The 13014-nt window shown below is 69.2% G+C and carries 13 protein-coding genes; 5 read left to right on the top strand and 8 right to left on the bottom strand.

What is annotated here, in order from left to right:
- Positions 1 to 71: 71 nt before the first annotated feature.
- The gene (locus U1T56_RS05945) at positions 72 to 710 is read right to left on the bottom strand and encodes a glutathione S-transferase family protein (RefSeq protein ID WP_418158522.1); all 639 of its coding nucleotides are present in this window, start codon (positions 708 to 710) and stop codon (positions 72 to 74) included.
- A 193-nt stretch (positions 711 to 903) separates the two neighbouring features.
- On the opposite strand from U1T56_RS05945, the gene U1T56_RS05940 reads away from it, so the two are divergent.
- A complete protein-coding gene (locus U1T56_RS05940; RefSeq protein WP_418158521.1) occupies positions 904 to 1542 on the top strand; it encodes a class I SAM-dependent methyltransferase in 639 nt (212 codons plus the stop codon).
- Here the strand turns inward: U1T56_RS05940 and plsY are convergent.
- From plsY to U1T56_RS05915, 5 genes are all read right to left on the bottom strand, one after another.
- A complete protein-coding gene (gene plsY / locus U1T56_RS05935) occupies positions 1537 to 2157 on the bottom strand; it encodes a glycerol-3-phosphate 1-O-acyltransferase PlsY (protein ID WP_418158520.1) in 621 nt (206 codons plus the stop codon). The two genes, U1T56_RS05940 and plsY, sit on opposite strands and share 6 nt — an antisense overlap.
- Before the next feature lie 93 nt (positions 2158 to 2250).
- The gene (locus U1T56_RS05930; RefSeq protein WP_418158519.1) at positions 2251 to 3321 is read right to left on the bottom strand and encodes an AI-2E family transporter; all 1071 of its coding nucleotides are present in this window, start codon (positions 3319 to 3321) and stop codon (positions 2251 to 2253) included.
- Between the two features lie 103 nt (positions 3322 to 3424).
- Positions 3425 to 4729 (bottom strand): dihydroorotase, encoded by a 1305-nt coding sequence (pyrC, locus tag U1T56_RS05925; protein WP_418158518.1) that lies wholly within the window; start codon positions 4727 to 4729, stop codon positions 3425 to 3427.
- Positions 4726 to 5679, bottom strand: coding sequence for an aspartate carbamoyltransferase catalytic subunit (locus U1T56_RS05920; RefSeq protein WP_418158517.1), 954 nt, complete (start codon positions 5677 to 5679; stop codon positions 4726 to 4728). The genes pyrC and U1T56_RS05920 overlap by 4 nt, the downstream gene beginning before the upstream one ends.
- 59 nt (positions 5680 to 5738) lie before the next feature.
- Positions 5739 to 7994 (bottom strand): fused MFS/spermidine synthase, encoded by a 2256-nt coding sequence (locus tag U1T56_RS05915; protein ID WP_418158516.1) that lies wholly within the window; start codon positions 7992 to 7994, stop codon positions 5739 to 5741.
- A 473-nt stretch (positions 7995 to 8467) separates the two neighbouring features.
- Between U1T56_RS05915 and U1T56_RS05910 the strand changes: the two genes are divergently transcribed.
- The 4 genes from U1T56_RS05910 to U1T56_RS05895 all read left to right on the top strand — a co-directional run bounded on the left by U1T56_RS05910 (position 8468) and on the right by U1T56_RS05895 (position 11304).
- On the top strand, positions 8468 to 9163 hold the full coding sequence (locus U1T56_RS05910) for a YczE/YyaS/YitT family protein (RefSeq protein WP_418158515.1): 696 nt from the start codon (positions 8468 to 8470) through the stop codon (positions 9161 to 9163).
- A gap of 99 nt (positions 9164 to 9262) precedes the next feature.
- A complete protein-coding gene (locus U1T56_RS05905; protein ID WP_418158514.1) occupies positions 9263 to 9973 on the top strand; it encodes a helix-hairpin-helix domain-containing protein in 711 nt (236 codons plus the stop codon).
- A gap of 147 nt (positions 9974 to 10120) precedes the next feature.
- On the top strand, positions 10121 to 10678 hold the full coding sequence (locus U1T56_RS05900; protein WP_418158513.1) for a holo-ACP synthase: 558 nt from the start codon (positions 10121 to 10123) through the stop codon (positions 10676 to 10678).
- Positions 10660 to 11304 (top strand): helix-hairpin-helix domain-containing protein, encoded by a 645-nt coding sequence (locus tag U1T56_RS05895; protein ID WP_418158512.1) that lies wholly within the window; start codon positions 10660 to 10662, stop codon positions 11302 to 11304. Before U1T56_RS05900 ends, U1T56_RS05895 begins: the two co-directional genes overlap by 19 nt.
- A 46-nt stretch (positions 11305 to 11350) precedes the next feature.
- Here U1T56_RS05895 and U1T56_RS05890 read toward each other — a convergent pair whose 3' ends face one another.
- Together U1T56_RS05890 and U1T56_RS05885 are read right to left on the bottom strand one after the other, a co-directional pair.
- Positions 11351 to 11770: an SUF system Fe-S cluster assembly protein gene (locus U1T56_RS05890; protein ID WP_418158511.1), complete on the bottom strand. Its 420-nt coding sequence runs from the start codon at positions 11768 to 11770 to the stop codon at positions 11351 to 11353.
- Positions 11767 to 13014, bottom strand: coding sequence for an aminotransferase class V-fold PLP-dependent enzyme (locus U1T56_RS05885; protein ID WP_418158600.1), 1248 nt, complete (start codon positions 13012 to 13014; stop codon positions 11767 to 11769). Before U1T56_RS05885 ends, U1T56_RS05890 begins: the two co-directional genes overlap by 4 nt.

Here is a 13014-nt window from a genome sequence, read left to right as displayed (position 1 = left end):
TCATCCGGATCTTCGGCACGCCATTGGCGTCGCCCCCGCGAGGGCGTGAAGCGAGATGCCGACCGCGCCCTTCAACCCGCCGGCTGCACCTGGGCCGGCATCGGCGCGTCGTCGATCGCGCGTGCCCGTATCGCTGCCGGGCGATTGCCGACCCGCTCCCAATAGCGCTCGAAAGCCGGCCGCCGCTCGAGCGAGCCGGACGCCATCCCCCAGCCGATGTGGGCGCCGACATAGACGTCGGCCGCGGTGAAGCGGTCGCCGGCGATGTAGTCGCTGCCCGAGACTGCCTGCTCCAGTGCGTCCGTCACCTCCTCGAGCGAGCCGCAGCCCACCATGCCGCGGCGCTCCTCCGGCACCACGACGCCGAGCATCCGGTTCGTCGCCGCGGCCTCGAGCGGACCGGCGGCGAAGAACAGCCAGCGGTAATAAGGCCCGCGCCGCCGGTCGCCGGGCGGAGGCGCCAGCCCGGCTTCCGGGAACGTGTCGGCGAGATAGGCGCAGATCGCGGCCGTCTCGGTCACCACCACCTCGCCGTGGCGGATCGCCGGCACCTTGCCCATCGGGTTGATCGCCCGATAGGCCGGTGCCTTCATCGTGGTGCCGTACTCCAGAAGCTCGGTGCGGTAAGGTCGCCCGATCTCCTCCAGCATCCAGCGCACGATGCGCCCGCGCGACATCGGATGGGTGTAGAAGACGAGCTCGTCGGTCATGTCCTGCCTCCCTCTCGGCTGCCGCCCGCCACGGGCCGGCCGATCGTTCCCGCGCGGCCGGCAGGCCGTCGCACCGGCCGCGAGGCTATCGTGCCATCGACGAGATGTCGACGGCGGCCGGACCGCGTTGCGGCCCGCCACCGTCTGGCCGAAGATGAGGCCGACGGCACAGCGAACGCGGCAGGATCACGCGATGTCCGACAGCGAGACCTCCGATGAGGGTGCGACGACGCCTTCCCGCGACTGGCAGCGCTATTATTGCGCCACCGAAGGCCGTCCGCCGCGGCCGACGCTGCTGCGAGCGCTCGCGGCGTTCGCGCGCGAGGGTCTGGGTGCCGGCGGGCTCGCGGTCGATCTCGGCTGCGGCAGCGGGCGGGACGCGCTGCCGCTCCTGCGCGCCGGCTGGCGGGTCTGGGCGCTCGACAGCGAGGCCGAGGGGCTCGCCCGGCTGCAGCGGCAGGCCGCGGCCGAAGGGCTCGAGGGCCTCACGGCCGTGCTCGGCCGGTTCGAGGACACGCCCCTTCCTCCTTGCGATCTCGTCAACGCCTCGTTCTCGCTGTTCGCCTGCCCGCCTGCGCACTTCCCGGCCTTGTGGTCCGGCATCGTCACGGCACTCCGGCCGGGCGGCCGGTTTGCGGGTCAGCTCCTGGGCCCGCGCGACAGTTGGGCCGCACGGCCCGAGACGAGCTTCGTGACCAGAGACGGGCTCGATGCGCTGCTCGCACCCTTCACGGTCGAGCATCTGGAAGAGGAGGAGACGGACAGTGTGACGCCCATGGGCGAGGCGAAGCACTGGCACATCTGGCACGTCAATGCGCGCAGATCCTCATGAGGCGGGCCTGCCGCCGAAGCTCAGCCGGTTCTCCTGGCCGCGCAGGAGGCGGCCGATGTTCTCGCGGTGCTTCAGGATCACGATCGCCGCGATCAGGACGTAGAGCCCGGCCGCTGTCGGATCGCCCACGAGCCAGGCCACGATCGGAGCGAGCGCCGCTGCGGTGATCGAGCCCAGAGACACCCAGCGCGTCGCCCAGACGATGGCGACGAAGGCGACGAGGATCAGGACGAGGACGAGCGGGGTGAGGACCAGGACCACGCCCGCCGCGGTGGCGACACCCTTGCCGCCCTTGAAGCCGAGCCAGACCGGGAAGCAGTGGCCGACGATGGCGCCGGCCCCTGCCACGGCCGCGGCTTCCGGCCCGGCCCAGGCGAGGGCGAGTGCTACGGGCAATCCGCCCTTGGCGGCATCGAGCAGAAGCGTGGCGAGGGCGAGGCCCTTCCTGCCGGTGCGCAGCACGTTGGTGGCGCCGATGTTGCCCGAGCCGATCCGGCGGATGTCGCCGGCACCGGTGAGCCGGGTCAGGACCAGCCCGAACGGGATCGAGCCCAGCACGTACCCGATGAGGAGGGCCAGCGCCAGCGGCCACCAGCCGCCCGAGGGCTCGATCATTCCTTGGTCTCCGAAGCTGCCCATCCGCCGCTTGCCCTGCTCCTAGCACGCGGCGGCCCGGAAAGGCAAAGCCGGGCCACTCGTAACGCGCACTCAGGGCGGTGCCGGCTCCTCGTCGAGCCAGCTCAGGAACAGCGTGTAGCCCACGCCGAGGAGCGTCGTGCCGATGAACAGGCCGATGAAGCCGTAGGCGAGCAGGCCGCCGATCACGCCGACGAAGATCAGGAGGAGCGGCAGCTTCGCCCCCTGGCTGATGAGGTAGGGACGGATGAAGTTGTCGATCGTGCTGACGACGAAGAAGCCCCAGACGAAGAGAAAGATCGCGAGTCCGGTCTCGGCCTTGTAGCCGAGCCAGACGACGATCGGCAGCCACACGAGCCAGTTGGGGAGCTGCAGGACGAGGAGGAAGAAGGTGAGGAAGCCCAACACGATCGGCCCCGGCGCGCCGACGACGAACAGCCCGAGGGCCAGCAGCACGGCCTGGATGAAGGCCGTGAAGATGATGCCGGCGGCCACGCCACGGATGGTCTGGGCGGCGACGTCGATGAGGCCGATGTGATCCGTGCCGCCGATCCGGGCCACGAAACGGCGCAGCACGTCCGTGGCGCTCTCACCGGTGACGTAGAGGATGGCGGCGATGATCACGGCGATCATGAACTGGATGGCGGCGACGCCGAGATCCGCCCCCCAGGAGAGGGCCAGGCTCGCGGCGGTGCCGATATAGGGCCGCAGCCGCTCGAGCGCCGCCGGCAGGTCGACCATGGCCTCGCGCCAGCGCTCGTCCAGCGGCGGCCCGATCACGGGCAGCTCCCGCAGCCAGTCGGGCGGCGGCGGCAGGTGAACGGTGGTGAGGTCGCGCAAGAGGCCCGCCAGCGCCGTGATGCCTTCGGCGAGCGAGCTCACCAGCATCGAGATCGGCACGACCAGGATCACGACCAGGCCCACCGACATGATGGTGGCGGCGACCTTCCGGCGCTCGCCCAGACGCTGGGCGAGCCAGCGGTAGAGCGGCCAGGTCGAGACCGTGATGATGATGCCCCATAAGAGCGGCCCGATGAACGGGCGGACGATGTTGAGGCAGGCGAAAGCGAGGAAGGCGAGCAGGGCCAAAAGGATCACCCGCTCGATGAACCGGTCCTTGAGAAAGCTGCCCGCTTTGTCCATGCCGGCCCACCGCCCGTTCCGCCGCTCGCCGAAGCTAGCACGCCAGCGCCGGCACGTGATCGGCAAGCGGCGGCCGGCGCTGCGCCATCTTGCCCCGGACGGCTCAGGCCACGGCCTCGTCGTGGAAGACGGTGCGGCCGTCGACCAGCGTGCGCACGACCCGGCCCTCGACCAGACGACCCTCGAAGGCCGTGTTCTTGGACAGGCTCTTGAGACTGGCCTCGGTGATCTTCCAGGGTGCCTCGGGGTCGAACAGGACGAGATCCGCAGGCGCACCCTTCTGGAGCCGCCCGGCCTCGAGTCCCAGAATCCGCGCCGGGGCCTCGGTCATGGTGCGTAAGAGCGGCAGCAGGCCGAGCTCGCCCTCGTGGAACAGCCGCAGGCACACCGGCAGCATGGTCTGCACGCCGATGACGCCGAAGGCGGCCTGGGCAAAGGGCAGGCGCTTGCTGTCCTGGTCCTGCGGGCAGTGGTCGCTCGCGATCGCATCGATCGTGCCATCCTTGAGGCCTTCCACCACCGCCCGGCGGTCGTCCTCGCTCCGCAGCGGCGGCGAGACCTTGGCGAAGGTGCGATAGCCCTCGACCTCGAGCTCGTTGAGGGCGAGGTAATGGGGCGCGGTATCGCAGGTGACGCGCAGGCCCCTGGCCTTGGCGGCGCGGATCGCCTGGATCGCCTCCCTGGTCGAGACGTGGGCGAAGTGCAGCCGGGCGGAATCGGAGAGCTCCAGCAGGCGCAGGTCGCGCTCGACCATGATCGCCTCGGCGGCGGGGCTGATGCCGGCAAGGCCGAGACGCGAGGCGAGCGGGCCTTCGTTCATGACCCCGTGCTCGGCCAGGGTCGGCTCCTCGGGGTGCTGGACGATGAGCGCATCGAAGCAGGCGGCATAGGCCAGTGCCCGGCGCATCACGCGTGCATTGGCGAGCGCCCGCTCGCCGTCGGTGAACGCGACGGCTCCTGCAGCCTTGAGAAGGCCGATCTCGGCCAGCTCCTCGCCCTCGATGCGCTTGGTGATCGCGGCGTAAGGGTAGACCTTGCCGAGCTTCACCTGCCGGGCACGCCGCGCCACGAACTCGACCATCGCCGGATCGTCGATCGGCGGGTCGGTGTTGGGCAGGACCGCCATGCTCGTGACCCCGCCCGCGGCCGCGGCCAAGGCACCGCTGTCGATCCGCTCTTTATGCTCCGCACCGGGCTCGCCGAGCTGGACCCGCATGTCGACGAGGCCGGGTGCCAGGCACAGGCCCTTGGCGTCGATCACCTCGGCCCCGCCCGGCGCCATGGCGGCCGTGACGGCGGGGCCGACCTCGGCGATCCGCCCGCCCACGGCGAGGAGTCCGCCCTTGGCGTCGAGCCCGCTCGCGGGATCGAGCAGCCGGGCGTTGACGATGAGGACCGGCCGGATCATGCGGCCTCCCCCCGCAGATGGCGGGTGAGCACGTCGAGCACCGCCATCCGCACGGCGACCCCCATCTCGACCTGGTCCAGGATGGCGCTCCGGTCGATGTCGTCGGCCACGACGCCATCGATCTCCACACCGCGGTTCATCGGCCCGGGGTGCATGATGAGGGCATCCGGCTTCGCGGCACGCAGCTTGTCGTAGGTGAGGCCGTAGAAATGGAAATATTCGGAGAGCGATGGCACGAAGCTGCCCTGCATCCGCTCCATCTGCAGGCGCAGCATCATGACGATGTCGGCGTCCTCGAGCCCGCGCTGCATGTCGGTGAACACGTCCACGCCGAAGCTCGCGATCCCGGCGGGCAAGAGCGTCGTGGGCGCCACCACCCGCACGCGCGCCCCCATCGCCAAGAGCAGGAGGATGTTGGAGCGCGCCACCCGGCTGTGCAGGATGTCGCCGCAGATCGCGACCGTGAGGCCCTCGATCCGGCCCTTGCGGCGGCGGATGGTGAGGGCATCGAGAAGGGCCTGTGTGGGGTGCTCGTGGGCGCCGTCGCCGGCGTTGATGACCGCACAGCGCACGTGGCGGGCGAGGAGCGCCACCGCCCCGCTGTCCTGATGGCGCACCACCAGGACGTCGGGGTGCATGGCGTTGAGGGTCATCGCCGTGTCGATCAGCGTCTCGCCCTTCTTCATGGACGAGCTCGCCACCGACATGTTGACGACGTCGGCCCCGAGCCGCTTGCCGGCCAGCTCGAAGCTCGTCTGGGTTCGGGTCGAGCTCTCGAAGAACAGGTTGATCTGAGTCAGGCCTTTCAGGAGCTGCAGCTTCTTGTCGGCCCGGCGGTTGAGGTCCACGAAGCCGTCGGCCCGATCCAGGAGGTCTCGGATCTCGAACGGCTGCAGGCCCTCGATCCCGAGAAGGTGCTTGTGGCGGAAGCCCAGGGGTTCGCTCGACATGGCGCCGGACTTATGCAGCGCCCGGCCGTCGCCCGCAAGGGCGACGGCACCGTGACGCGTCAGGAGGGGGACGCGGGATTGTTGAGGAAGTACTCGTCCTTGGGGAACAGGTCGGTGTTGATGTCGTGGGCCTTGGGCGGCGGATTCTCCGGGCTCCAGCTCTCGACCGGCCGCGAGGACAGCCAGGCGACGAGCTCCTCGGGGTCCCAGCCGCCTTCGTTCAGATGCTCGCGGGTGGGGCTCGCGCGGAGCCTGGCGGCGACCTCGTCGAGCGAGAACGGGAAGGGCTGGTTGCTGCCGATCAGAGCGCCGCCGACACGCACGCCATAAGGGAAGACCTGACGGAACGTGTCGACCACGCGCCCGGTCGCTGCCCATTCGACGGCGATGCCGCCCGGCTTCAGCCGGCTGCGCACCTGCTCGAAGAACTCCCGCGAGAACAGCGCCCCGCTGTGCGCCGCCTTGGGCACGATCGCCTCGGCCAGGATCACGTCGTACAGCTCGGGATCGGTCAGGAGCTTGTGGCGGCCGTCGCCGATCGAGACGCGCACGCGCGGATCGTGGAACAGCCGCGGCACGACCCCGTCGTGAAGCTCGCCGTAGGCGCGCATGACCGAGACCACGGGCCGGACGATTTCGACCACCTCGATCCGCTTCAGCAGCGGGTTGCCCATGCTGGCCCAGAGCGCCCCGCCGCCGCCGTAGCCGATCAGCAGCACCTTCTCGGGGTCGGGATGGACGAGCGAGGCGAGGGTGCCCATGGCACCTTGAACCGAAGCGTAAGGGTTCATCTGGCTCTGCCAGCGCCCGCCGACATAGAGCACCCAGGCATCCCGAGGGACGGTGCCGTCGGCGCGAGCGCCCGGAGCGATGCCTTCGGGCCGGCTGCGGACGACCGCGGTGCCGGTCCGGTCCTCGCCGACGAGCGCCGCCTCGGGAGCGGTACCGTGGATGCGGGCCCACAGGGGGGCGTTGCCGGGAAGGACGGCGATGACGAGCGCCAGAGCGGCGGCGAGCGCCATGGTCGCGTTCCCCGGCAGCTCGCGCAGGAGGAGGAAGGCGAAGACGAGCCCGGCGATCCCGATTACGTGGAGCGTGCCGGACGTGCCGACGAGATGCAGGAGGACGAGGCCGGTGACGAGGGCGCCGGCGGTGTTGCCGAGGATGTTCGCGAGCTGGATCAGGCCGACACGGCGGCCGACCTGGCCGAGATCGTTCTGGACCGCCTTCTGCACGATCGGGAACGACATGCCGAGCAGGAACGCGGGCGGGAACACCAGGATCAGCGTGAGCACGATCCAGGCCAGCGTGCGAACCTCGCCCGCGAGCTTGCCGAAGCTCTTGTAGGCGGTATCGAGGACGAACGCCTGCGGCAGGTCGAGCCAGCTGTTGGCGGCATGAAGCAGCACGATCGCGCCCAGGGCCAGAAGGGCCATCAGTGCCTGCTGTGCCATGAACAGCCGGCGCGGCTCACCCACGCGGGCCACGACCTTGGCGCCCCAGACGATGCCGACGGCATCGGCCAGAAGGAAGATCGCGAGCACGAGTGCGAAGGCGTAGGGGCTCGACTGCATCATGGTGCCGAGCAGCCGGAACCATACGATCTCGAGCGAAATGATGAGGAAGCCCGAGACGAAGACGGCGAGGCTCCAGCCCACGAGCTGCGCGCTGTCGCTCCGGTCCGCTGCCGGCCGGTCCAGCTTCGGCACCGCCACTCCTCCCGGCAGGCGGCCGGATACGACCAGCGCTATGGCGCCCACGCCGAGGCTGATCAGGGCCCCGACCTCGACGGCGCCGTCGAAGCCGAGATTGCCGATCAGGAGGAAGCCCGCGAGCAAGGCGCCCGCGGCCGCCCCCAGCGTGTTGACGCCGTAGAGCCAGCCGATGCGGGCGGATGCGGTCTCGATCCGGTCCACGGCGGCGCGCGCCAGGAAGGGCAGGGACATTCCCATGAGGAGTGTCGGCAGGAACAGGGTCGCCAGCACGACGCAGGCGACCGTGGCGCTCGAGGGATGGAGCGGCACCACGTAGCGGAACAGCACGTCCTCGAGCACGAAGCCGCTCAGGAGCGCGCAGGCGCCGATCCCGACCTCGCACAGGCCGAAGGCTCTGACGGCGCCACGTGCGGAGAGCCGGTCGGCGATCATGGCGCCCACGAGGCTGCCGATGCCGAGGCCGAACAGGAACGAGCCCACCACGAGCGTCGCCGCCACCGCGTCGGAGCCGGCGAAGAGCCCGAGCATCCGCTGCCAGGACGTCTGGTAGACGAGCGCGCTGAAGCCGGAGAGGAAGAAGGCGCCGTGGAGCGGGGCCAACGTCCCGTTCCGGCTGGCGGTCTCCGTGGCCGTTTCTGGCCAGTAAGCGAGACCGCGGGACGACCTGGTGTCGATCATGGGGTCCAGTCGCGTGCATGGTGCCGAAATGAGGCTTGCTACTTTTGCCAGAATTTCGAAATCCCGTCATCCACCTGTGCGGTAATCTGCCCGGTCACAAGGTCGCGCTCATAAGTAGATACTGCTCTGGCGGCGGAGCAGCCATAAGGCGTGTGGAGAAGGCCCGCTCCGACCTGCCTGCGGACGGTTCAGCCGTGCCTCCGGCGACCCTTCGCCACGTGTCCGCCATACTGCAGTACAGCTTGAAGGTGACCGACATGGAAGCTAAGATCGATCTGCGGCTGGCTTCGAAATAAGCCGATCCTCGATCTGCTCCGAGCGGCATGCGCCGGTGCTGCTCCGGGCCGCTCACCGGAACGAAGCCCCCATCTTGGGCACCACCTTCGGAGTTCGCGATGCCGTCTCTCCTCGAGCGCTGGCTCCCCGAGGCCAGACGTTGGACCGCGCTGCAGCTCGGCCTCTATCTGGTCGGTTGCCTCCTGTTCTCGCTCGGCGTCAAGATGTTCATCGACGCCGATCTCGGCACCGATCCCCTGCACGCCATGATCATCGGCATCGTCGATACGGTGCGCCTGCCGTTCATCAAGATCGGCTTCGTCGAAAGCGCCGTCACGATCGGCTTCCTCGTCCTCTGGTCGGTCTGGAACCGGCGCTTCCCGCCGCTGATGACCTTCGTCACCATGGCACTGGTCGGCTACCTGATCGACTTCTGGAACGTGATCGGGCTCGAGCACTGGACGACCGCCTGGCTGGCGCCGATGCCGCTCATGCTCCTCGCCCTGGTCATCGACGCCTATGCCTCGGCTCTCATCATCATGAGCGGCATCGGCATCCGGGTGATGGATCTGGTCGCGATCACCTTCGTCAGGAAGCTGGGCTGGAAGTTCCTGTGGGCGAAGCTCCTGTTCGAGGTCGGCTTCGTCCTGACGGCCTATCTGTTCAACGGGCCGGTCGGCATGGGTACCTTGGGCTTCCTCGCCATCGTCGGCACGCTCATCCCACCCATGATGTGGGCCAGCGAGCGTTATATCGGCCTGCCGAACTACGGCCTCGGCCGCAACACGCACAAGGCCGGCTACGCCGCGGCCTGAGCCGCGGCATCTCCTTGCGACAAACGGCTTGCTGCGTTGCAGCATAGCTTTGTAGGCTGAGCGGGAGGCCGGCATCGGCCGTAGCTGCAGGGGGATATCATGGCTCGGAACGGCAGGATCGACGTCAATACCGCAACCCGAGAGGAGCTCGTCCGGAAGGCCGGGCTCCGGCCGGCGCTCGCCGAGGCGATCCTGAAGCACCGCGAAGCGAAAGGCCCGTTCGCCGGCGTCGACGCGCTGATCGAGGTGCCGGGCATCGGCGCTGCCAAGCTGGAACAGCTCAAGAGCGTGCTCACCGCGGGTGCGGCAGCCCAGGCGGCGCCCGTCGAGCCGATCCCGGAGACGGCGGTGACGGAACCGGCCACGGCTCCGGCCGGAATCGTGGCCGAGGCAGCACCGCTCGAGTCCGTCGTCGCGGACACGATCCAGTCGCTGACGACCACGGCCGCGACAGCGGCCGAGATCGCTGCAGCACCCGTCCTTGCGGCCGCACAGCCGCAGCCGGCTGCAGAACCTGCCACCGAGGTGATGGAAAAGAAGGCCGCGGAGGTGCCGGCGCCGGAGACCAGGGACGACCTCGCGAGTCTCTGGATGCGCTTCGCCGCCGACGAGCTGAACCACGGTGTGGCGGCCTGGAAGAGGCTCACGGTGGCGAAGTCCTGGCAAGAAGCGGTCCGGGTGCAGGCCGATTACTGGCTGGGCAGCCTCGATCGCCTGCTCGACGGCTCGCAGCGCTGCACGCAGCTCGTCGGCAGAATCGCGCGCAGCCTGACGAGCATCGGCGGCACCGGCACCGGGAAGGCTGCCTGATCCGGAAGCCCAACCTCGGGGCCAGAAGTTGACCGGTTGCTCTCGCCTCACGAGCGAGACCGGCCGGCTCCGATCCATCGCTAGGCAGAAGCGGCCGGCTCGCTTAGGATGAGCGACCTGCTCGTTTCGGCTCGGATGATGGAGGTCATGGCTCCGAGGGTGCTCGTGCGTGCGACGGTCGGTGATCACGGAGAGTTCCGCGCCTATCGCCTCGTCGAGCGTGACGAGCTGCTCCTCGAGGTGCTGCGCGAGGCGGACGGGCGAGCCTGGCAGCTCCGGGTGCCGATCGCAGAGCGGGCGTTCGTGATACGGCTGATCGACGAAATCGAGCCCCGGCTCGCCAACCCGAAGCTCCTGGCTTTCGACGCCGACGGCACGGCGATGCTGGGTCAGGCCCCTCTCGGCCCGCACGATCAGCTCGCGGCCGTGGTGCTGGCCGAAGGAGACGAGCGGGTGCTGGCGCTCTGGCGGCGCGAGCGGCTCCGCTCCGGCTGGAGCTGGACCATCGACGTCGCCATCGTGCCGTTCGATCTGGGCCACGAGCTCTGCAGCCTCGTCCGCCAGTCGTTCGCGACTCTCGACGAGGATCCGGAGGGGAACCTCGCCGACAATCGCATGTTGCAGCGCGGTATGGACGATACGGCGCTGCAACATGCGGTGGCCGACAGCCGAGAGGGAGACCAGCCATGGCCAGAGTCGACGTGAACACGGCAAGCCGCGAGCAGCTCATCGAGCAGGTCGGTGTGAGGCCGGAGGTTGCCGACGAGATCCTGAAGCTCCGCGAGAAGCAGGGCAGGATCGCCGACATCGAGGCGCTCAGGGACGTGAAGGGCATCGGCCCTGCCACCCTCGAGCAACTGAGGAGCGCCTTGGCATTCGGCGAGACGGCGGCGAAGAAAGCGGCCAGCGAGGCCGCGGATGTCGCCGCCACTACCGTGCGGGCCGGAGCGGAGACCGCGCGTAGCGCTGCCGATGCGGGTGCGCGCGTGACCTCGATCGGCGTCCGCGACAGCCTGCAGACGGCGCAGAGGGCAATGGAGGCGGCGGGCGAGCTCGAGCGGCGGACCGCACGCGCCGCAACCGACAGCGCCGCCTCGTTCGGCCGGTCGTTCGCCGACCTCGCGAGCGAGCAGATGAACGAGAACCTGCGCGTCGCGATCGAGCTGACGCGAGCCCGGAACCTCGGCCAAGTGGTGGAGATTCAGAGCCGCTACCTGCGCGAGACGCTGGAGCGGCTGATGCGGCTCGGTAGCTGCTATACCGAGATGTACCAGAAGCTGCTCTCGCCGGCCGCTTTCGTGACCCGGAGCCGGGCCGACCGCGCCGCCTGAGCTGCTGCCTCGGTCACGGGGGCGCCGCGGCGCCCCCGTTCCGCCGTCAGTAGATCAGCCCGAGCTCGAGCTGGGCCTCCTCGGTCATCATCGAGGGATGCCAGGGCGGGTCCCAGACGATCTTGACCTCGCAGCCGGTCACACCCTCGACCGCCGATACCTTGTGCTCGACTTCGCCCGGCAGGCTCTCGGCCACCGGGCAGTTGGGCGAGGTCAGGGTCATCTCGATCAGGACCTTGTTGTCGTCCTCGACCTCGATCTTGTAGACGAGCCCGAGCTCGTAGATGTTGACCGGGATCTCGGGGTCGTAGACCGTCTTGAGCGCGTCCACGATCTTGACGCCGAGCGCGTCGACCTCGGCTTCCCGATCGCGGCGTGCCGTCGTCGCCGGATCGTCGGCCAGGATCGCTGCGGCGCGGTTCAGGGCCGCCGTGTCGCCGGCGTTGGAGCTGGCACTATCCATCATCGAAACATCTCCGCGACGCGGTGGAGGCTCCTGACGAAGGCGTCGATGTCCTCCTGCGTGGTGTAAAGGCCGATCGAGGCACGGGCGCTCGCCGCGAGCCCGAACCGCTCGTGCAGCGGCATGGCGCAGTGATGGCCGGTGCGCACGGCGATTCCGTCGAGGTCCAGCATGGTGGCGATGTCCTGGGGGTGAACGCCGTCCATGGCGAAGGTGAGCACGCTGCACTTCTCGGGCGCGGTGCCGATCACCCGCACACCCGGAACCTGGTTGATCGCCCGGGTGGCATAGGCCAGCATCTCGGCTTCGTGCGCGGCAATAGCGTCGAGCCCGAGTCCTTCGACGTAGTCGATCGCGGCCCCCAGCGCCACGATGCCGGCGATGTCGGGCGTGCCGGCCTCGAACTTGAAGGGGATCTCGTTCCAGGTGGAGCCCTTGAAGCTCACGGTCTCGATCATGTCGCCACCGCCCTGGTAGGGCGGCATGGCCTCGAGGTGCTTCGCCTTGGCGTGGAGCACGCCGACACCCGAAGGCCCGTAGAGCTTGTGGCCCGAGAAGACGAGGAAGTCCGCATCCAGCGCCTGCACGTCGACCGGAATGTGCTGCACGGCCTGGGCGGCGTCGATCAGGATCGGCACGCCGCGCCCGTGCGCGATGCGAACGAGCTCGTGAACCGGGTTCACCGTGCCCAGGACGTTCGAGACCCAGACCACGCCGATCATCTTCGTGCGCGGACCGATCCGCTCGATGAACGATTCGAGGATCAGCTCGCCCGCATCGGTGATCGGCGCCGGCACGATCCTGGCGCCGGTCTCGGCCGCCACGAGCTGCCAGGGCACGATGTTGGCGTGGTGCTCCATCTCGGTGACGAGGATCTCGTCGCCGGGCTCGAGCCGGCCGCGTGCGAAGGAGGCTGCCACGAGGTTGATCGCCTCGGTGGCGTTGCGCGTGAAGACGATCTCGCGCCAGTCGGCCGCGTTCAGGAAGCGCTGCACCTTCCGGCGCGCCTCGTCGTGGGCGGATGTCGCGCGCTGGCTGAGGTCGTACACGCCGCGATGGATGTTGGCGTAGTCCTCTTCGTAGAAGCGCTTCAGGGTCTCGATCACCACCCGCGGCTTCTGGGCGCTCGCGGCAGTATCGAGATAGACCAGCGGCCGGCCGTTCATGCGGGTTCCGAGGATCGGGAAATCCCCACGCACCCGCATCACGTCGTAGGCCGGAGCATCCCTGGAGCGCAGAGCCGCCAT

Origin of the sequence: Benzoatithermus flavus, from assembly GCF_037908215.1 — a bacterium.
GTDB classification, from domain to species: Bacteria; Pseudomonadota; Alphaproteobacteria; order Geminicoccales; family Geminicoccaceae; genus Benzoatithermus; species Benzoatithermus flavus.
The sequence above is the reverse complement of the archived record's forward strand: the minus strand, read 5'-3'. Positions and strand labels throughout refer to the sequence as shown.

Coding starts and splice junctions, on each gene's coding strand:
- pyrC (WP_418158518.1), bottom strand. CDS start 4,729: ATGATCCGGCCGGTCCTCATCGTCAACGCCCGGCTGCTCGATCCCGCG.
- U1T56_RS05930 (WP_418158519.1), bottom strand. CDS start 3,321: ATGGACAAAGCGGGCAGCTTTCTCAAGGACCGGTTCATCGAGCGGGTG.
- U1T56_RS05910 (WP_418158515.1), top strand. CDS start 8,468: ATGCCGTCTCTCCTCGAGCGCTGGCTCCCCGAGGCCAGACGTTGGACC.
- U1T56_RS05885 (WP_418158600.1), bottom strand. CDS start 13,014: ATGGCGGCTCTGCGCTCCAGGGATGCTCCGGCCTACGACGTGATGCGG.
- U1T56_RS05920 (WP_418158517.1), bottom strand. CDS start 5,679: ATGTCGAGCGAACCCCTGGGCTTCCGCCACAAGCACCTTCTCGGGATC.
- U1T56_RS05905 (WP_418158514.1), top strand. CDS start 9,263: ATGGCTCGGAACGGCAGGATCGACGTCAATACCGCAACCCGAGAGGAG.
- U1T56_RS05890 (WP_418158511.1), bottom strand. CDS start 11,770: ATGATGGATAGTGCCAGCTCCAACGCCGGCGACACGGCGGCCCTGAAC.
- U1T56_RS05945 (WP_418158522.1), bottom strand. CDS start 710: ATGACCGACGAGCTCGTCTTCTACACCCATCCGATGTCGCGCGGGCGC.
- U1T56_RS05900 (WP_418158513.1), top strand. CDS start 10,121: ATGGCTCCGAGGGTGCTCGTGCGTGCGACGGTCGGTGATCACGGAGAG.
- plsY (WP_418158520.1), bottom strand. CDS start 2,157: ATGATCGAGCCCTCGGGCGGCTGGTGGCCGCTGGCGCTGGCCCTCCTC.
- U1T56_RS05895 (WP_418158512.1), top strand. CDS start 10,660: ATGGCCAGAGTCGACGTGAACACGGCAAGCCGCGAGCAGCTCATCGAG.
- U1T56_RS05940 (WP_418158521.1), top strand. CDS start 904: ATGTCCGACAGCGAGACCTCCGATGAGGGTGCGACGACGCCTTCCCGC.